Here is a 16,889-nt window from a genome sequence, read left to right on the forward strand (position 1 = left end):
ACTCTGAGGAAACCACCATGGCCCGCGTCGTCGAATCCAAGAAAGCCTGCACCGTCAACCCGCTCAAGATGAGCCAGCCGCTGGGCGCGAGCTTTGCATTCCTCGGGCTGGACGCCTGCATGCCGGTGATGCACGGCTCGCAGGGGTGCACCTCCTTCGGTCTGGTGCTGCTGGTGCGCCACTTCAAGGAAGCGATCCCGCTGCAGACCACGGCCATGAACGAGGTGACCACCATCCTCGGCGGCTACGAAAACATCGAGGCGGCGCTGCTCAACATCCGCAAGCGCGCGGCGCCCAAGGTGATCGCGATCTGCTCCACCGGCCTGACCGAAACCAAGGGCGACGACGTCGACGGCTACCTCGTCACCGCGCGCAAGCGCCACCCCGAGCTGGCCGACACCGAGATCATCTACGTGTCCACGCCCGACTACGTGGGTGCGTTCGAAGACGGTTTCAAACACGCCATCACCGCCATCGTGAAGTCGCAGGTGAAACCGCTGCCGGTGGTGGCCGACCAGGTCACGCTGTTGCCCGGCAGTCACCTCACGCCGAGTGACATCGACGAGCTGCGCGAGACCATCCAGGCGTTTGGCCTGAATCCCATCGTGTTGCCCGACGTCTCGGGCTCGCTCGACGGTCACATCGCGCCCGACTGGCGCGGCACCACGCTGGGCGGTACGACGCTGGAGCAGATCCGCGCCGCGGGCGCCTCGGCTTTCACGCTGGGCATCGGCGAGCAGACGCGCGAAGGTGCCGAGGCGCTGGAGGCCATTGCCGGCACGCCATTGGAGATCTTCGAGCGGCTGACCGGCCTGGCCAGCAACGACCGCTTCCTGCAGCGCCTCTCGTTGCTCTCGGGCAAACCCGTTCCGGCCAAGTACCGGCGCCAGCGCAGCCAGTTGCTCGACGCCATGCTCGACGGCCATTTCTACACCGGTGGCATGAAGGTCGCCATCGCCGCCGAGCCCGACCTGATGCTGGCCCTGGGCGGCCTGCTGCACGAGATGGGTGCCGAGCTGAAGTGCTGCATCAGCACCACGCAATCCAAAGCCCACGAGCTGCTGCCGGCCGAGCAGGTGCTGCTCGGTGACCTGGAAGACCTGGAGACCGCGGGCAAGGACTGCGACCTGCTGGTCACGCACTCGCACGGCCGGCAGGCCGCCGAGCGCCTGAACAAGCCGCTGTTGCGCGTGGGATTTCCGGTGTTCGACCGCATCGGCAACGCGCACAAGGTGTCGGTGGGCTACCGCGGCACCATGAACCTGATCTTTGAAATCGCCAACCTGATGATCGAGCGCATCGCCCACCACCACGCGGGCGACTGGCCGCTCACGCCCGAAGCGCAGCTCGCCACCAGGCGCACGGACCACCACGAGCCCCTCCCACCCACCCCGCTGGCAGCTGCCAGCGCCTGAAGCATGAAAAACCCCCTGCGCCGCTTCGCGTCTTCCCCCTTGCAGGGGGACGCACCCAGTGGCCCGGCAAAGCCGGTTCCACGGGTGCTCTGGGCGGCTGACTGCATTCCGGAACCTCTGTCATCACAAGGAGAAACGTCATGAAGATCGCCTTCGCCACCCAGGACAAGGAGCGCGTGGACGCGCACTTCGGCTGGGCCAAGAGCATCGATGTCTACGAGATATCAGCCGCCGGCCACCACTTCGTCGAGAGCTTCGAGTTCGGCGACAAGCTCGAAGAAGATGGCGACGAGGACAAGCTCGCGCCCAAGCTCGAAGCCATCAAGGACTGCGCGATCCTCTACGTGGCCGCCATCGGCGGCTCGGGCGCGGCGCGCGTCGTGGCCATGAAGATCCACCCGATCAAGGTGCCGCAACCCGAGAGCATCGCCGAGATTCTGGACAAGCTGCAGGTCGTGCTGCAAGGCACACCGCCGCCCTGGCTGCGCAAGGCCATGGCCAAGGACAGCGAACGCGCATTCGATTTTGAAGACGACGAGGTCACCCCATGAACGCCACCGCCACCCCCGAACTCGCGCCCGAGAGCGACGAGGCCTTTCTCTCCACGCCCTTCGTGCAGCAGCTGATCAAGCAGATGCGCGCGCAGGACACGCACGGCAGCTGGGAAGGCAAGACCGACCTGCAGCTGCTCAAGCCCTTCATCCACACCGCCGAAGAGCGCCGCGCCCTGCCCATCCTCGGCGACCCGGACCCCGAGACCCTGTGGCACCTGGAGATTTTCTACAACGCGATCGCGGTTGCGATCGAGCGCGAAACCGGCCAGATGGTCTCGCCCATGATGAAGATGAGCCACGAAGGTTTTGGCCGCATGGTGCTGATCGCCGGCCGCCTGGTGGTGGTCAACAAGCAGCTGCGCGACGTGCACCGCTTCGGTTTCCCGTCGCTGGCCAAACTGTCCGACGCCGGCAGCAAGTTTCTGACCGAAGCCGTCGCGATGATCCGCGAGTTTCCCGCAGTCGCCCAGTACGGAGCCTGACCATGAGCACCGAAGCCGACGAACTCAAGGCGCGCCTGAAGAAGGCCAACGCGCAGGCCACGCAAGCCAAGATGGACCTGCACGACCTGTCCGAGGAGCTGCCCACCAACTGGGAAAACATCCTCTCGGTGGCACAGCGCGCTCACGATACGCACGCCCTGCTGATGGACCTGCGCAAGGCCGTTGCCGCGGCCGCTGAAAGCTGAAGGAGAACCGCATGAGCGAACATTTCAGCGTCACCCTGCCCAGCGGCGCCACCTGGACGCCGTCCTTTGTCGCCGCCCTGGACGAAGAAAAATGCATCGGCTGCGGTCGCTGCTTCAAGGTCTGCCCGCGCGGCGTGCTCGAACTCGTGGGCCTGACCGACGAAGGCGAGCGCATCTCGGTCAACCTCGACGACGATGACGACGACGAGGAATACGAAAAGAAGGTCATGACGATCGCGCACCAGGAGCTGTGCATCGGCTGCACCGCCTGCTCGAAGATCTGCCCGAAGAAGTGCTACACGCACGCCGCCGCACCGGCCTGAACCCCCATGCCCGAGCTGGCCACTCCCCGACCCGACTGGCGCGCATTGGCCGAGCGCATGCAACGCCGGCGCGATGAGGTCGACGATGTCTTGAGCCTGCTGCTGGAGCACGCCGACATGGCGGCGGGCCCGGCCGACGAACTGCGCCAGGTGTCGTGGGCCATGGCCTGTGCCACGCTGGGCGATGGGCACCTGTGGCAGGACATGGGCCTGCCCTCGCGCGAGGCCCTGTCGCAGCTGATCGCCCACTGGTTCCCGGCCCTGGCGGCCCGCAACACGCAGCACATGCGGTGGAAGAAGTTCCTCTACAAGCAGCTCTGCCTGCGCGAAGAGTTGTCGATCTGCCGCTCGCCCACCTGCGAGGCCTGCTCCGAACACAGCGTGTGTTTTGGCCCTGAAAACACCCCCATCGTGGTGATCGCCCAACCCGGGGAAACACAACGGGTTTGACGCGATTTGCCTGCCAATCGCGTACCTGCAGCACGAAAAGAAAAACCCCGCACACCATGACAGCGTGCGGGGTTTCTATGTGGTGCCGGAGAGATGAATCGAACACCCGACCTTCTCATTACGAAGGGCTCTCCCGGCGGTCCTCCTAGCGGAGGCTCTAGCGCGTGACTCGTTTTTGCTGTCACTTGGCAACGATGGAGTTACGCATGATCAAACATGTTTGCATGGCGATTTGCATAGGGGGGATGGGGGCTGTGGCCCCCATGAAGCGAAGCGCTGCGGCTACTACGGTGGAAGCGTTCTCGGGTGCTGGACGCGTGGAGAAAACGTGGCGAGTCCGGGCGGTGGCTGCGCGCCTTGATCGACAAAAAGTGCTTCGTGCACCTGGTCGCTGCATCGATGGCGCGGGGTGTGTGAGATGAAAAAGAAGGCTTCGATTCCACTCACACCTCATCGGGCAAAGCCGTATGTGATGGGCATTGCCGATCAGCTTTCGGATGATCCGATGCTGCTGCGCCTGATCGGTCCTCGCTTCAAGGTTGTCGTGAGCTACGACACCGAAGCCCGGCGTGTGACGTACTCCTTCCGTGGACCGGAAGACGTTGATCCAGGTGATTCAGACGCGGTCCCGACGTGATTTGACAACACCTGATTGACCATCTTTGAGTGGTTCGCGTAGCATCCACGTAGCAAATAACGGGTCTGGCGTCCTGGTCACAAAACGCCCCGTCGCGACAACTTCCTCGTGTGGCACAAATGCCTGAGGCCGACGATTAGCTACTTATGCGTTTGCGAATCCCTTCAACCGGGTTCGCTGCTGCATGGATGCACCCAAGCGAACCCCATCTTCGGAGTTCGCATGTTTTCCACACAATCCATTGATGAATGTTCAGATGGCGACGCTGCGGCGGGCCAGCCGGGCGAAGCGGATGCTCGCACGAGCGGGACCGCTGCTGCGTCGCGCGTTGCGCCCCGTGTAGTAACCACGGGGAGAAAGAAAGTTGCCGAGAGGCATCCGGTCGATAGCGGTGAAATTTACGGGACCGGTGAACGGGTAGAGCTTGAAGCCGGTGGACCATCGGGCGTTCGCGTCACCCGACACCTTGATGCCGTTGACGCTGCACCCGCGAACGTGGCCTTCCTCGATGCGCTCGCATTCTCGGTCGTCCCACCCGATGAAAAGTCCTACACCTGGGTCCTGGAACAGATGCAGCAGTTCCTGGCAATCGAGACCATCGAATACCGTAGAGGCCTGTTCGGCTTTCGGTATTCCGCGCGCATCGGCGACGGGGTGGGTGTGGTGGCCTGGGGTGGGGAAAGTCAGCGCGGGCGGGTGTTCTTTTCGCTGATGGGGCAGGGCTGCTCAATGGTCAAGGACTGGCCGGCATTGCAGTCCTGGTTGGAGCAGCATCGGGCATCTATCAAACGTGCCGACGTCGCGTATGACGACTACGAGGGCAGGCTGGTAAGCATCGCCTGGGCGGTCGAGCAGTATCAGAACGATGGCTTCAACGCTGGTGGGCGCAAGCCGCGTGCCGAATGCTTCGGGGATTGGCTCGATGGTGAGGACTCTACAAAGGGACGAACAGTCGGCATCGGTTCGAGGGCCAGCGGCAAATACGCACGGTGCTATGAGAAGGGAAAGCAACTCGGCGATCCAGCGAGCTCGTGGACGCGCATAGAAGTCGAATGGCGTGCGCAAGATCGTCACATCCCTTACGACATCCTCACTCGTCCTGGGCAGTACCTCGCAGGCGCTTACCCCTGCCTCGTGGTACTCAACGAATTGCAGTCCACCATCAAGACGGTAGCCAAGGCAGCGCAGATCGCCTACGACCGTGCTGTCGAAAACGCCAAATTGCACTGCGGCAAGATCGTCAACCTGATGTTGGCCGTGGTTGGTGGCGACTATGCCGAGGTAGTCAAACAACTCATTCGACCGGGCATCCCGACGCGCATTGAGCCGTACAGCTACCACGTTCGGCAAGATCCGATGATGCTGGATCACCAGCTCAACGGGGCGTTGTCATGACCCTCTACAAGCGCAAAGATTCGCCGTACTACTGGGTCAAGTTTTCACCGATCAAGGGGGAGCTGAAAGCCTTGATGCAAAGCACTGGCACTGCCAACAAGCGCCAGGCGCAGCAGTACCACGACAAGCTGCAGGGGGAGCGATGGGAGCAAGACAAGCTGGGCGTGAAGCCTCGCCGGACGTGGGACGAAGCAGCGACGAAGTTCTTGGAGGAGACCAGTCATAAGCGCACCCACGAATGGGACAAGTCGATGCTGCGCTGGTTCCACCCTCATCTAGGGGGGAAAGACCTGGTCGATATCAATCGGGCTCTTCTTGACCAGGTCAGAGCAGTTCGGGCAAAGGGCATGGCACCCGCGACAGCCAATCGCTACATGGCGCTGGTTCGGACAATCTTGCGTCGTGCGTGCAATGAATGGGAGTGGCTCGACCGTGTACCCAAGGTCGGCATGATGCGAGACAGTGGCGGTCGGTTGCGTTCTTTGACGCGGGAAGAGTTCACACGCTTGCTGGCTGAGTTGCCCGAGCACTTGGCAGATATGGCTCAGTTTTCGGTGGCTACAGGTTTGCGGCAGGCGAATGTGACCCGCCTGCATTGGCGCCAAATCAGCCTGGAGCGGCGCCATCTTTGGGTGGGGGCTGATCAGCACAAAAATGGAAGCGCTCATGCAGTCCCATTGAATGAAGCCGCAATGGCAGTTTTACTCAAGCGAAAGGGTCATCACCCGACGCATGTATTTACCTATGAGGGAAATCCTATTGTTCAGGTCAACACCAAGGCGTGGCGTAAAGCGTTGGAGCGGGCTGAGATTGTCGATTTCCGCTGGCATGACCTCCGGCACACATTTGCGTCCTGGCACCGCGAGGCAGGAACACCAACCCACGAACTTCAGCGGCTTGGGGGCTGGAAAACGCAATCAATGGTGGAGCGGTACGCACACATAGCCCCCGAGGGCCTGGCATTCGCTGCAAGCAGAATTGACCAGCTATTGTCGTTACCGTGAGCGACTGTCGCAACTCACGGGATTTTTCAATAGAGCAAGAGATATTCTCAGTACCAAGGAAAACACCCCGATGAAGCGCTGTCTGCGCTGCACCGGGGTGTTAAAAGTCCGAAATCAGCTGTCAGTCTTGCGTGATGACAGATTTCAATGAGTGACCGTCAGCCGCTTTTTGGCACTGGCGATACAGCGTTAACCAGTAGTTGCGGTCGTGCATGTTTGGGGAGTGTTCATAACCAGCAATGAGGTTCATCAGATCGTATGCCACCCGTTCTTTGCTATCGGAGCGCACGGTAACTGGACCACTAACCGACATTTTTTCTGCCATTTTCGAATTCCCTTGAAGTGAGTGAAATGCCCTGCGGCTGCTCATTATGAGCGAAGAAAATGGTGTGACGGGTGTTGGGGGAAGCACGGCTACTTGTCGGCAAAGACATTGCGCGAGCGCGTACCGTGCCTCATAATTTCTTGAGGTTACGCACAAGCTACATAGAAAAAGCCCCTCACCATGACAGCGAGGGGCTTTTTAAGAGTGGTGCCGGAGAGATGAATCGAACACCCGACCTTCTCATTACGAATGAGCTGCTCTACCGACTGAGCTACACCGGCTTGTAGCCCAAGATTATAGCGTGCTGTGGTAGCTGGTCAGGCGGTCGACTTCGTTCTTTGAGCCCAACATCACGCTGACGCGTTCGTGCAGCTTGGTCGGCTGGATGTCGAGGATGCGCTGGTGGCCGTTGGTGGCGGCGCCGCCCGCCTGTTCGACCAGCCAGCTCATGGGGTTGGCTTCGTACATCAGGCGCAGCTTGCCTGGCTTCTCGGGTTCGCGCTTGTCCCAGGGGTACAGGAAGACGCCGCCGCGGGTGAGGATGCGGTGCACGTCGGCGACCATGCTGGCCACCCAGCGCATGTTGAAGTCCTTGCCGCGAGGCCCTTCCTTGCCGGCCAGGCATTCGTCCACATAGCGCTTCACGGGTTCGGCCCAGTGACGCATGTTGCTCATGTTGACGGCAAATTCCTTGGTGTCGGCCGGAATCTGAACGTTCTCCCGGGTGAGTACGAACGAGCCCTGTTCGCGGTCGAGAGTGAACATGGCCACGCCGTCGCCCACGGTGAGCACCAGGGTGGTCTGCGGGCCGTAGACGCAGTAGCCGGCGGCCACCTGCTGGGTGCCGGGTTGCAGGAAATCCTGCTCGCTGACCGGCTCGATGGTGTCGGGGTCGTCGTTGCCCTTCTTGAGCACCGAGAAGATGGTGCCGATGGACACGTTCACGTCGATGTTCGACGAGCCGTCGAGCGGATCGAACATCAGCAGGTATTCGCCCTGCGGGAAGCGGTTGGGCACCACATAGATGCTGTCCATCTCTTCGCTGGCCATGGCGGCGAGGTGGCCGCCCCATTCGTTGGCTTCGATCAGCACCTCGTTGGCGATGATGTCGAGCTGCTTCTGCACCTCGCCCTGCACGTTTTCGGTCTCGGCAGCGCCGAGGATGCCGCCCAGGTCGCCCTTGTTGACGGCCTGGCTGATGCTCTTGCACGAGCGGGCCACCACTTCCAGCAGCAGGCGCAGGTCGCCGGGAATGTGGCCGTCGACACGCTGTTGTTCGACGAGGTAGCGGGTGAGGGAGATTCGTTTGGTCATGGTTCCTCCTTAGTCGGCGAGAGCGCGGGTGACAACCTCGCGCACGTCGTTGCTCAGATCGGGCTTGGCGGCCACGCGGGCGATGGCTTCGCGCGCTGCGCTGCGGTAGGGTTCGGCGAGCTTCTTCCAGCGGTCCAGCGCACGCGCGAGGCGGGCAGCGACCTGCGGGTTGAAGGCGTCGAGTTCGATCACGCGCTCGCGCCAGAACACATAGCCCGATGCATCGTTGCGGTGGAAGGCACCGGGGTTGGCGCTGCAGTAGCTGAAGATCACGCTGCGCGCGCGGTTGGGGTTCTTCAGGTTGAAGTCCGGGTGGTTCAGCAACTGGCGCACGGCGGGCAATACGTTGCCGCCGCGGTCGGGCGCGCCGGCCTGCAGGGCAAACCACTTGTCGATGACCAGGGCTTCGTTGCGGAAGATGGCGTGGAAGCGGGCGAGTGCGTCCTGCGCCAGCGGCTGGCCGCTGACCACCAGGGCCGAGAGCGCGTTGAAGCGGTCGGTCATGTTGCCGGCGTCCTTGAAACGCTGGTAGGCCTTGCCGGGCCAGACCGCATCGCCGGTTTCGCGCGCGGCCAGGCAGAGCATGGTCAGGGCCATGCCGGCCAGGGCGCGCCGGCCGGTGCTCAACGGGTCGGGGCGGTAGGCGCCGTTATCCTTGTGGGTCTCATAGGCCCAGGCCCAGTCGTCGAGCATGGCTTCGGCGAGTTGCTCGCGCATGGTCTCGCGCAACGCGTGGATGCGCTGCGGGTCCACGACGTCGAGCTGCTCGGCGATGTAGGTTTCACTGGGCAGCGTGAGCACCAGTTCCTTGAACGCCGCGTCCAGCGTGGAGTGGCGCAGCACGTCACGCATGGCGCCGAGGTAGGCCGCGTCCAGCGGCTCGTGCGGTACCGGGCCTTCTGCGCGGATGGCGCCGATTGCGCGGCGCAGGGCCAGGCGCTGGCCGGCTTCCCAGCGGTTGAAGGGGTCGGTGTCGTGGGCCAGCAGGCTCAGCAGTTGCGCGTCGGTGTACTCGGCGTCGAGCACCACCGGCGCCGAGAAGCCGCGCAGGATCGAGGGCACGGGTTCGGCGTCCACGTTGACGAAGGTGAAGCTTTCGCTGTCCTGCGTCAGCACAAATGTGCGGGTGCCGTTTTCGGGCTGGGTCCAGTGCGCGAGCTGCAGCGGCAGCTGATTGCCCTGGGCGTCGAGCAGGCCGATGGCGACCGGGATCACGAACGGCTCTTTCGCTGCCTGGCCGGGCGTGGGCGCACAGCTTTGTGTGAGCGTGAGCGTGTAGCTGCGCGAGGCCGCGTCATACACACCGCGGGCCCTCACCAGCGGCGTGCCGGCCTGGCTGTACCAGCGCTTGAACTGCGGCAGCAGACGGGCGAGGTCGCTGTCCGGGTTGGCGTCCGCCATGGCCTGCGCGAAGTCGTCGCAGGTGACGGCGCTGCCGTCGTGGCGCTCAAAGTACAGCTTCATGCCCGCGGCGAAACCCGCACGGCCCACCAGGGTCTGCATCATGCGCACGACCTCGGCGCCTTTTTCGTAGACGGTGACGGTGTAGAAGTTGTTGATCTCGACGTAGCTGTCGGGTCGCACCGGGTGCGCCATCGGGCCGGCGTCTTCGGGGAACTGGGCCGTGCGCAGCACGCGCACGTCTTCGATGCGCTTGACCGCGCGCGCCGACACTTCGGCGCACAGGTCCATGCTGAACTCCTGGTCACGGAAGACGGTCAGGCCTTCTTTCAGCGAGAGCTGGAACCAGTCGCGGCAGGTGACGCGGTTGCCGGTCCAGTTGTGAAAGTACTCGTGGCCCACGACCGACTCGATGTTGGCGAAGTCGGTGTCGGTCGCGGTGGCGCTGTTGGCCAGCACGTACTTGGTGTTGAAGATGTTGAGGCCCTTGTTCTCCATCGCGCCCATGTTGAAGTCGCTGGTGGCGACGATCATGAAGCGCTCCAGATCGAGCGGCAGGCCGAAGCGGGCTTCGTCCCAGATCACGCTGGCGATCAGCGAGTTCATCGCGTGTTCGGTCTTGTCCATGTCACCGGGACGCACGAAGACCTGCAGCAGGTGGTTGCTGCCGCTGCGCGAGGTGACGCGCTGCTCGCGCGCCACCAGCTGGCCGGCCACGAGCGCAAACAGGTAGCAGGGCTTCTTGTGCGGGTCGACCCATTTGGCGAAATGGCGGCCATCGGGCAGCGCGCCTTCTTCAACCAGGTTGCCGTTGGACAGCAGCACCGGGTAGAGCTTCTTGTCGGCGCGCAGCGTCACGGTGTAGCTCGCCATCACGTCCGGACGGTCGAGGAAATACGTGATGCGGCGGAAACCTTCAGCCTCGCACTGGGTGAAGAAGGTGCCCTGGCTCACGTACAGGCCCATGAGCTGCGTGTTCTTCTCGGGCGCGCAGGTGGTGAAGATTTCGAGCTCGATCGGCGCGTCGCCGTCGGGCAGGTTTTCCAGCACCAGCTGGTTGCCGTCCATCTTGAAGGAGCAGCCCGCGCCGTTGACCAGTACGCGCGCCAGGTTCAGGTCTTCGCCATCGAGCCGCAGCGCCTGCGCGGCCACATCCGGGTTGCGGCGCAGGCGCATCTTGTTGAGCACCCGGGTCTTTGCCGGGTCGAGGTCGAAGCTCAGTTCGACGGTGTCGATCCAGTAGGCGGGGGCGGTGTAGTCTTCCCGGCGGACCACGGTGGTGGGGCCTTCACGCAGTGAACTCATGCTCAGACTCCTTGTTTGAGAGACGCTTCGATGAAGGCGTCGAGGTCGCCGTCCAGCACTTTCTGCGTGGCGGAGATTTCGACGTTGGTGCGCAGGTCCTTGATGCGGCTGTTGTCCAGCACGTAGCTGCGGATCTGGTGGCCCCAGCCCACGTCGGTCTTGGTGTCTTCGAGCTTCTGCTGCTCTTCCTGCTGCTTGCGCAACTCAAAGTCGTACAGACGCGAGCGCAGGCGTTTCCAGGCCACGTCGCGGTTGCTGTGCTGGCTGCGGCCGTCCTGGCACTGCACCACGATGCCGGTGGGGATGTGGGTCAGGCGCACGGCCGAGTCGGTCTTGTTGATGTGCTGGCCACCCGCGCCGGAGGCGCGGAAGGTGTCGGTGCGCACGTCGGCCGGATTGATGTTGATCTCGATCGAGTCGTCGATCTCGGGGTACACGAACACCGAGGCAAACGAGGTGTGGCGCCCGCCCGACGAGTCGAACGGGCTCTTGCGCACCAGACGGTGCACACCGGTTTCGGTGCGCAGCAGGCCAAAGGCGTAGTCGCCCTCGACCTTGATCGTGGCGCCTTTGATGCCGGCGGTGTCGCCCGCGGTCTCGTCTTCGATGGTGGTCGTGAAGCCCTTGCGCTCGCAGTACTTCAGGTACTGGCGCAGCAGCATACTGGCCCAGTCGCAGGCTTCGGTGCCGCCGGCGCCGGCCTGGATGTCCAGGAAGCAGTTCAGCGGATCGGCCGGGTTGTTGAACATGCGACGGAATTCGAGCTTCTCCACCTCGACCGCGACCTTGGCGGCTTCGCCTTCGATGGTGATCAGCCCGGCGTCGTCACCGTCTTCGCTCGACATCTCGAACAGCTCAGTGTTGTCCGAGAGCTCACCGGTGAGGCGGTCGAGCACCAGCACCACGTCTTCGAGCGATTTCTTTTCACGCCCCAGGTCCTGGGCGCGTTTGGGGTCGTTCCAGACCGTCGGGTCTTCCAGCGCGGATTCGACTTCTTTCAGTTTGGATGCTTTGGCATCGTAGTCAAAGATACCTCCGTAACTCGACCACGCGGGTGGTCAGGTCTTCGAGCTGGCTACGGATGGTGTTGACGCGTTCTGCTTCCATGATGGGGCCTCAATCGGAATTCGGGGATGGGAATCAGCCGGACAGGCAGGAAGCCGCCGTTGACACAATCCCTGATTTTCTCATGTCCGCCGGCCCTTGGTTCGGCGGGTCCGACATCGCCTCAGATCAGGAAGCTCTCGATCAGCCGGGCGAGTTCTTCCGGCTGGTCGTGGTGCAGCATGTGGGCCGCGTCCTGAACCACGGCGCTCTGCAGGTTGGGCACCGCCTGCAGGCGCTCCAGGTATTGCGCCAGCGTGAACTGGCCCTTCCACCACTGGCTCAGGCTGTCGTCGCTGGCGGTCACGCTGAGCACCGGTGCGCTGATGCGGCGGTAGATCGCCAGCGCTTCTTCCACCTGGTAGAGGTGGGCGCTGACCACCTTGTGGGCCACATCCCCGAGGATCTGCCAGCGGCCCTGGGCATCGGGCGCGGCCCAGTGCTGCGCCAGCCAGTCGGCCTTGTCTTGCAGCAGCCGCGGGTTGGTCTTCATCAGTCGGCGGGCCACGCCTTCGACCGAGTCGTAGGGCTTGAGGTCCATCTCGCCGCGGTGCAGGGCCTTGATCTCGTCCATCCACTTGGCGTACCGCTCGGGCGCCTGGGTCGGGCGCGTGGCCGGCAGGCCGAAACCTTCCAGGTTGACCAGCCGGCGGATGCGCTGCGGCCGCACGCCGCCATACATCATGACCACGTTGCCGCCCATGCTGTGGCCGACCAGATCGACCGCCTGTTCGCCCGCGAAGTGGTCGAGCAGGGCGTCGAGGTCGGCCAGGTAGTCGGGGAACCAGTAGCTGTCGGGGGCCGGGTCGCCGCTGCGGGTCAGGCCGAAGCCGCGCCAGTCGGGCGCGATGATCCATCGATCGGTCTTCAGCGCATCCACCATGAACTGCCACGAAGCCGACACGTCCATCCAGCCGTGCACCAGCACCAGCGGCGCCTGTCCGGGCACCGGTTCGCCCCACTGACGCACGTGGTAGGGCAGGTGGCGGATCGGCACAAACGTGCTGCGCGAGGCTTTCAGGGCTTGGTACATTCGATTCATCATAAAGACGAGACGGAGACCCTTCATGCGCCAGCGTCAAGCCAGCGACACCCCCGACCACTACGCCGATCTGCACAGCCGCTTCGGCTGGCAGGTGCCTTGCCGCTTCAACATGGCGGCGGTTTGCTCGCACCGCTGGGCCACCGATCCGGCCACGGCGCAGCAGACCGCGGTGATCGCTACCGCGCCGGGACAACCGGACCGCCACCACAGTTACGCCGAACTGCAGCAGCAGGCGAACCGCCTGTCCAGCGCCCTGACGGCGCTCGGCGTGCGGCGCGGCGACAGGGTGGCCATCGTGATGCCGCAGCGCTTCGAGACCGCGGTGGCCTACATGGCCGTGCTGCAGATGGGCGCGGTGGGCATGCCGCTGTCGCAGCTGTTCGGCCCCGAGGCGCTGGAATTCCGTCTGCAAGACAGCGAGGCCGTAGCGGCCATCTGCGATGGCAGCACGCTGACCGCGGTGCAGTCGGTCAGCGGCAACTGTCCGCAGCTGCGCGCCCTGATCGCGGTCGACGCGCCGGCGCCGGGTGCGCGGGTGTGGAACGATCTGCTGGCCTCGGCTCCGGCGCGATTCAAGGCGGTGGACACGCTGGCGGACGAGGCCGCGGTGCTGATCTACACCAGCGGCACCACCGGCAACCCCAAGGGCGCTCTGATTCCGCACCGCGCGCTCATCGGCAACCTCACGGGGTTTGTCTGCAGCCAGAACTGGTTCGGCTTTGATCCCTTCGATGCGACGAAGCCTTCGCAGGCGGTGTTCTGGTCGCCGGCCGACTGGGCCTGGACCGGTGGCCTGATGGACGCGCTGCTGCCCTCGCTGTATTTCGGCCGCCCGATCGTGGCCTTCAACGGCCGCTTCAGTCCGCAGGCCGCGTTTGAGCTGATGGAGCGCCACGGCGTCACGCACACCTTCCTGTTCCCGACCGCGCTCAAGGCCATGATGAAAGCCTACCCCCAGCCGCGAAAGCAGTTCCGGGTGCAACTGCAGGCCATCATGAGCGCGGGCGAGGCCGTGGGCGACGCGGTGTTTGCCTACTGCCGCAAACAGCTGGGCGTGACGGTCAACGAAATGTTTGGCCAGACCGAGATCAACTACATCGTGGGCAACTGCGCTCGTTTGTATCCTGCCAAGCCGGGATCGATGGGCAAAGGCTACCCCGGCCACCGCGTGTCGGTGATCGACGACGAAGGCCACGAATGCCCGGTCGGTGTGCCGGGCGATGTGGCGGTGCACCGGCTCGATGTGCACGGTGATCCCGACCCGATCTTCTTTCTGGGCTACTGGAAAAACGAAGCTGCCACGCGCGCCAAGTTCACCGGCGACATGGCCAGCAGCTGGTGCCGCACCGGGGACATCGCGGTGCGCGACGCTGAGGGCTACCTCTGGTACCAGGGTCGGGCCGACGACGTGTTCAAGGCCGCGGGCTACCGCATCGGACCGGGTGAGATCGAAAACTGCCTGGTCAAACACCCGGCCGTGGCCAACGCGGCGGTGGTGCCCAAGCCCGACGCCGAGCGCGGTGCGGTGGTCAAGGCATATGTGGTGCTGGCGCAGGAATACCTCACGGCGCAGCCCGGTCGAAGCCTGGGTGATGCCGGGTTCGAAGCACGTCTCACAGCCGAGTTGCAGGCCCACGTGAAGGGCAAGCTCGCGCCCTACGAATATCCGAAAGAGATCGAATTCGTCGAGTCCCTGCCCATGACCACCACCGGCAAGGTGCAGCGCCGCGTGCTGCGGCTGCAAGAGGAAGCGCGGGCCCGAGCGTTGTCTTGAAGACCCTCAGCGGGCGCCGCGCCCCGGCGGCACGGTGACGTGGATTTCCAGGCTGCGGTTGCTGGCCTGGCCCTCGGCTTGCAGCCGCGTCACCGACAGACCTCGCGCGATCAGGTAGTCGCGCACGCTGTGCGCGCGGTCCAGTGCCAGCATCCGGTTGGACGATGCGCGGTCCGTTTCGTCGCCGGGACCCACGATGCGCAGGCGCGCATAGCCCTGCCCCTGCAGCCGCCGCGCCAGGCCGTTGAGCTGGCGGGCGAGGGCGGGTTTGACGGCCGATCGCCCTGGGGCAAACGCTTCCATGACGGGCACTTCGAGCACCATTCCCGGGGCCGGGCCAGCCCGGTCAGGCCGCGGACCACCGCCCCGGTCGGGTGTGCCGCAACCCGTCAGGGTGATGCACAAGGCGAAGGCGGCGAGCAGGTGCCGGGGCTTGAATCGGTGCATGGGGCAACTCCAGGGCGGGCGGGTTCACGGGCGACACACGGGATTTTCCCGCGGCTCTAAACTTATAGACCGTTTCGGTCTTCCGGTTTCACACCATACGCATTTGCACACTTTTTCATGAACACTGTTTCACTGGGCGCCAGCGCCCTGCAAGTCACCCCCATCTGCCTCGGCACCATGACCTTTGGTGAACAGGTCAGCGAAGCCGATGCCCACCAGATTCTGGACCGCTCGCTGGAGCGCGGTGTCAACTTCCTCGACGCGGCCGAAATGTATTCCGTCCCAGCCCGGGCCGAAACCTGCGGCGCCACCGAGACCATTCTCGGCAACTGGTTTGCCAAGCGACCGGGCGCGCGCGAAAAACTCGTGCTGGCCACCAAGGTGGCCGGACCCGCCCGCGGCATGCCCTGGCTGCGCCCCGAGGTGAGCAAGGCAGGCATCATCGAGGCCTGCGAGGCCAGCTTGCGCCGCCTGCAGACCGAAGTGATCGACCTGTACCAGATCCACTGGCCGGCGCGCAACGTGCCCGCCTTCGGCGCGCTGTATTTTGATCCGGCCAAAGACAAGCCCGGCGTTTCCGTGCACGAGCAGCTGGAGGCCCTGGCCGAGCTGGTACAGGCAGGCAAGGTGAGGGCGGTGGGGCTGTCGAACGAAACACCTTACGGCGTGCACGAGTTCGTGCGCCTGGCCGAGCAGCACGGCCTGCCGCGCGTGGCCACGGTGCAGAACCCGTATTGCCTGATCAACCGCAGCTACGAAAACGGGCTCGACGAAACCTGCCACCGCCTGGGCGTGTCGCTGCTGGCGTACTCGCCGCTGGGCTTCGGCCTGCTGACCGGCAAGTACGACGCCAACGGCTTGGTGGGCGACGCCGGGCGCATGGCGCTGTACGACTCGATGCGCAAACAGCGCTGGGGCCGGCCGGAAGCGCTGGATGCCGCGCGCCGATACAACGCGCTGGCGCGCGAGCACGGCATGACGCCCGCGCAACTGGCGCTGGCCTTCTGCTACACCAACTGGCGCGTGGCCAGCACCATCATCGGTGTGACCTCGCTGGCGCAGCTGGACGAATGCCTGGATGCCTGGGGCACGGCGCTCTCGCCGGATGTTCTCAAGGCCATCGACAAGATCCGCTGGGAGACGCGCGACCCTGCACAGTGATGGCGAAGAAGACACACATCTCCGAGACCCCTGCCACCGCCTGGCTCAAAGCCCATGGCGTGGTCTTCACCGAGCACCCCTATGAGTACCTGGAGCACGGGGGTGCGCAGCACAGCGCCGCGGTATTGGGCTTCGACCCATTTGCCGTGGTCAAGACGCTGATCATGCAGGACGAGGCGGCGAAGCCGCTGGCGGTGCTGATGCACGGCAACCGCACGGTGTCCACCAAGAACCTGGCGCGCCAGATCGGCGCCAAGTCGGTCGAGCCCTGCAAGCCCGAAGTGGCGAACCGCCACAGCGGCTATTTTGTGGGCGGCACCTCGCCGTTTGGCCTCAAACGCGACATGCCGGTGTGGGTGGAGTCCACGGTGCTGGCGCTGCCGAAGATCTGGATCAACGGCGGGCGGCGCGGTTTTCTGGTCGGCATCGACCCGGCCGTGCTCAGCGGTCCGCTGGGGGCCAGGGCCGTGCAGTGCGCGCTGGCAGAATAGGCGACCGGAACCGCCCGCGCGCCCAGCAAGCGCGAACCCCCAGAACAACAACGAGG

18 protein-coding genes and 1 tRNA gene are annotated in these 16,889 nt (G+C 64.2%); 12 read left to right on the top strand and 7 right to left on the bottom strand.

The window, feature by feature from the left end; translation table 11 throughout:
- The first annotated feature begins 17 nt into the window (after positions 1-17).
- The 9 genes from nifN (at position 18) to ACN5W5_RS00550 (ending at position 6,466) form a co-directional block, all read left to right on the top strand.
- On the top strand, positions 18-1,415 hold the full coding sequence (gene nifN, locus ACN5W5_RS00510; RefSeq protein WP_420046660.1) for a nitrogenase iron-molybdenum cofactor biosynthesis protein NifN: 1,398 nt from the start codon (positions 18-20) through the stop codon (positions 1,413-1,415).
- 140 nt (positions 1,416-1,555) lie between these two features.
- A complete protein-coding gene (nifX, locus tag ACN5W5_RS00515) occupies positions 1,556-1,966 on the top strand; it encodes a nitrogen fixation protein NifX (protein ID WP_420046661.1) in 411 nt (136 codons plus the stop codon).
- Positions 1,963-2,451, top strand: coding sequence for a NifX-associated nitrogen fixation protein (locus ACN5W5_RS00520; protein WP_226465549.1), 489 nt, complete (start codon positions 1,963-1,965; stop codon positions 2,449-2,451). Before nifX ends, ACN5W5_RS00520 begins: the two co-directional genes overlap by 4 nt.
- Before the next feature lie 2 nt (positions 2,452-2,453).
- Positions 2,454-2,657, top strand: coding sequence for a CCE_0567 family metalloprotein (locus tag ACN5W5_RS00525; protein WP_420046662.1), 204 nt, complete (start codon positions 2,454-2,456; stop codon positions 2,655-2,657).
- Positions 2,658-2,668: 11 nt separating this feature from the next.
- Positions 2,669-2,980 (top strand): ferredoxin III, nif-specific, encoded by a 312-nt coding sequence (gene fdxB / locus ACN5W5_RS00530; RefSeq protein WP_210825824.1) that lies wholly within the window; start codon positions 2,669-2,671, stop codon positions 2,978-2,980.
- Between the two features lie 6 nt (positions 2,981-2,986).
- A complete protein-coding gene (locus ACN5W5_RS00535; protein WP_420046663.1) occupies positions 2,987-3,430 on the top strand; it encodes a nitrogen fixation protein NifQ in 444 nt (147 codons plus the stop codon).
- Between the two features lie 418 nt (positions 3,431-3,848).
- Positions 3,849-4,067, top strand: a complete 219-nt coding sequence (locus tag ACN5W5_RS00540; protein ID WP_420046664.1) for a hypothetical protein — start codon at positions 3,849-3,851, stop codon at positions 4,065-4,067.
- Between the two features lie 222 nt (positions 4,068-4,289).
- On the top strand, positions 4,290-5,462 hold the full coding sequence (locus ACN5W5_RS00545; protein WP_420046665.1) for a replication initiation factor domain-containing protein: 1,173 nt from the start codon (positions 4,290-4,292) through the stop codon (positions 5,460-5,462).
- Entirely contained in the window at positions 5,459-6,466 is a 1,008-nt protein-coding gene (locus tag ACN5W5_RS00550; protein WP_420046666.1) for a tyrosine-type recombinase/integrase, read from the top strand. The genes ACN5W5_RS00545 and ACN5W5_RS00550 overlap by 4 nt, the downstream gene beginning before the upstream one ends.
- Before the next feature lie 121 nt (positions 6,467-6,587).
- Here the strand turns inward: ACN5W5_RS00550 and ACN5W5_RS00555 are convergent, their stop codons facing one another.
- The 6 genes from ACN5W5_RS00555 to ACN5W5_RS00580 all read right to left on the bottom strand — a co-directional run bounded on the left by ACN5W5_RS00555 (position 6,588) and on the right by ACN5W5_RS00580 (position 12,948).
- Positions 6,588-6,791: a hypothetical protein gene (locus ACN5W5_RS00555; RefSeq protein ID WP_420046667.1), complete on the bottom strand. Its 204-nt coding sequence runs from the start codon at positions 6,789-6,791 to the stop codon at positions 6,588-6,590.
- Positions 6,792-6,996: 205 nt separating this feature from the next.
- Positions 6,997-7,072 (bottom strand) — tRNA-Thr (locus ACN5W5_RS00560).
- 13 nt (positions 7,073-7,085) lie between these two features.
- The gene (locus tag ACN5W5_RS00565; protein WP_420046668.1) at positions 7,086-8,105 is read right to left on the bottom strand and encodes a class 1 fructose-bisphosphatase; all 1,020 of its coding nucleotides are present in this window, start codon (positions 8,103-8,105) and stop codon (positions 7,086-7,088) included.
- 9 nt (positions 8,106-8,114) lie between these two features.
- On the bottom strand, positions 8,115-10,811 hold the full coding sequence (gene pepN / locus ACN5W5_RS00570; RefSeq protein WP_420046669.1) for an aminopeptidase N: 2,697 nt from the start codon (positions 10,809-10,811) through the stop codon (positions 8,115-8,117).
- Positions 10,812-10,813: 2 nt separating this feature from the next.
- A protein-coding gene (prfB, locus tag ACN5W5_RS00575) for a peptide chain release factor 2 (protein WP_420046670.1) occupies positions 10,814-11,918 on the bottom strand; the annotation gives its coding sequence in 2 pieces (ribosomal slippage) (positions 10,814-11,836 and positions 11,838-11,918; 1,104 coding nt in all).
- Positions 11,919-12,039: 121 nt separating this feature from the next.
- Positions 12,040-12,948 carry an alpha/beta fold hydrolase gene (locus tag ACN5W5_RS00580; protein ID WP_420046671.1) on the bottom strand — a complete coding sequence of 303 codons (909 nt, stop codon included), beginning with the start codon at positions 12,946-12,948 and terminating at the stop codon, positions 12,040-12,042.
- A 34-nt stretch (positions 12,949-12,982) separates the two neighbouring features.
- On the opposite strand from ACN5W5_RS00580, the gene ACN5W5_RS00585 reads away from it, so the two are divergent.
- Positions 12,983-14,734, top strand: a complete 1,752-nt coding sequence (locus ACN5W5_RS00585; protein WP_420046672.1) for an acyl-CoA synthetase — start codon at positions 12,983-12,985, stop codon at positions 14,732-14,734.
- 6 nt (positions 14,735-14,740) lie between these two features.
- On the opposite strand, the gene ACN5W5_RS00590 is transcribed toward ACN5W5_RS00585, so the two are convergent.
- Positions 14,741-15,181 (bottom strand): OmpA family protein, encoded by a 441-nt coding sequence (locus ACN5W5_RS00590; protein ID WP_420046673.1) that lies wholly within the window; start codon positions 15,179-15,181, stop codon positions 14,741-14,743.
- Positions 15,182-15,298: 117 nt separating this feature from the next.
- On the opposite strand from ACN5W5_RS00590, the gene ACN5W5_RS00595 reads away from it, so the two are divergent.
- Together ACN5W5_RS00595 and ACN5W5_RS00600 are read left to right on the top strand one after the other, a co-directional pair.
- Positions 15,299-16,342, top strand: coding sequence for an aldo/keto reductase (locus ACN5W5_RS00595; RefSeq protein ID WP_420046674.1), 1,044 nt, complete (start codon positions 15,299-15,301; stop codon positions 16,340-16,342).
- A complete protein-coding gene (locus ACN5W5_RS00600; RefSeq protein ID WP_290971525.1) occupies positions 16,342-16,833 on the top strand; it encodes an aminoacyl-tRNA deacylase in 492 nt (163 codons plus the stop codon). The genes ACN5W5_RS00595 and ACN5W5_RS00600 overlap by 1 nt, the downstream gene beginning before the upstream one ends.
- Positions 16,834-16,889: the final 56 nt, after the last annotated feature.

Source organism: Hydrogenophaga sp. ZJX-1 (genome assembly GCF_048590325.1).
Classification (GTDB): Bacteria; Pseudomonadota; Gammaproteobacteria; order Burkholderiales; family Burkholderiaceae_C; genus Hydrogenophaga.

Coding starts and splice junctions, on each gene's coding strand:
- nifN (WP_420046660.1), top strand. CDS start 18: ATGGCCCGCGTCGTCGAATCCAAGAAAGCCTGCACCGTCAACCCGCTC.
- nifX (WP_420046661.1), top strand. CDS start 1,556: ATGAAGATCGCCTTCGCCACCCAGGACAAGGAGCGCGTGGACGCGCAC.
- ACN5W5_RS00520 (WP_226465549.1), top strand. CDS start 1,963: ATGAACGCCACCGCCACCCCCGAACTCGCGCCCGAGAGCGACGAGGCC.
- ACN5W5_RS00525 (WP_420046662.1), top strand. CDS start 2,454: ATGAGCACCGAAGCCGACGAACTCAAGGCGCGCCTGAAGAAGGCCAAC.
- fdxB (WP_210825824.1), top strand. CDS start 2,669: ATGAGCGAACATTTCAGCGTCACCCTGCCCAGCGGCGCCACCTGGACG.
- ACN5W5_RS00535 (WP_420046663.1), top strand. CDS start 2,987: ATGCCCGAGCTGGCCACTCCCCGACCCGACTGGCGCGCATTGGCCGAG.
- ACN5W5_RS00540 (WP_420046664.1), top strand. CDS start 3,849: ATGAAAAAGAAGGCTTCGATTCCACTCACACCTCATCGGGCAAAGCCG.
- ACN5W5_RS00545 (WP_420046665.1), top strand. CDS start 4,290: ATGTTTTCCACACAATCCATTGATGAATGTTCAGATGGCGACGCTGCG.
- ACN5W5_RS00550 (WP_420046666.1), top strand. CDS start 5,459: ATGACCCTCTACAAGCGCAAAGATTCGCCGTACTACTGGGTCAAGTTT.
- ACN5W5_RS00555 (WP_420046667.1), bottom strand. CDS start 6,791: ATGGCAGAAAAAATGTCGGTTAGTGGTCCAGTTACCGTGCGCTCCGAT.
- ACN5W5_RS00565 (WP_420046668.1), bottom strand. CDS start 8,105: ATGACCAAACGAATCTCCCTCACCCGCTACCTCGTCGAACAACAGCGT.
- pepN (WP_420046669.1), bottom strand. CDS start 10,811: ATGAGTTCACTGCGTGAAGGCCCCACCACCGTGGTCCGCCGGGAAGAC.
- ACN5W5_RS00580 (WP_420046671.1), bottom strand. CDS start 12,948: ATGTACCAAGCCCTGAAAGCCTCGCGCAGCACGTTTGTGCCGATCCGC.
- ACN5W5_RS00585 (WP_420046672.1), top strand. CDS start 12,983: ATGCGCCAGCGTCAAGCCAGCGACACCCCCGACCACTACGCCGATCTG.
- ACN5W5_RS00590 (WP_420046673.1), bottom strand. CDS start 15,181: ATGCACCGATTCAAGCCCCGGCACCTGCTCGCCGCCTTCGCCTTGTGC.
- ACN5W5_RS00595 (WP_420046674.1), top strand. CDS start 15,299: ATGAACACTGTTTCACTGGGCGCCAGCGCCCTGCAAGTCACCCCCATC.
- ACN5W5_RS00600 (WP_290971525.1), top strand. CDS start 16,342: ATGGCGAAGAAGACACACATCTCCGAGACCCCTGCCACCGCCTGGCTC.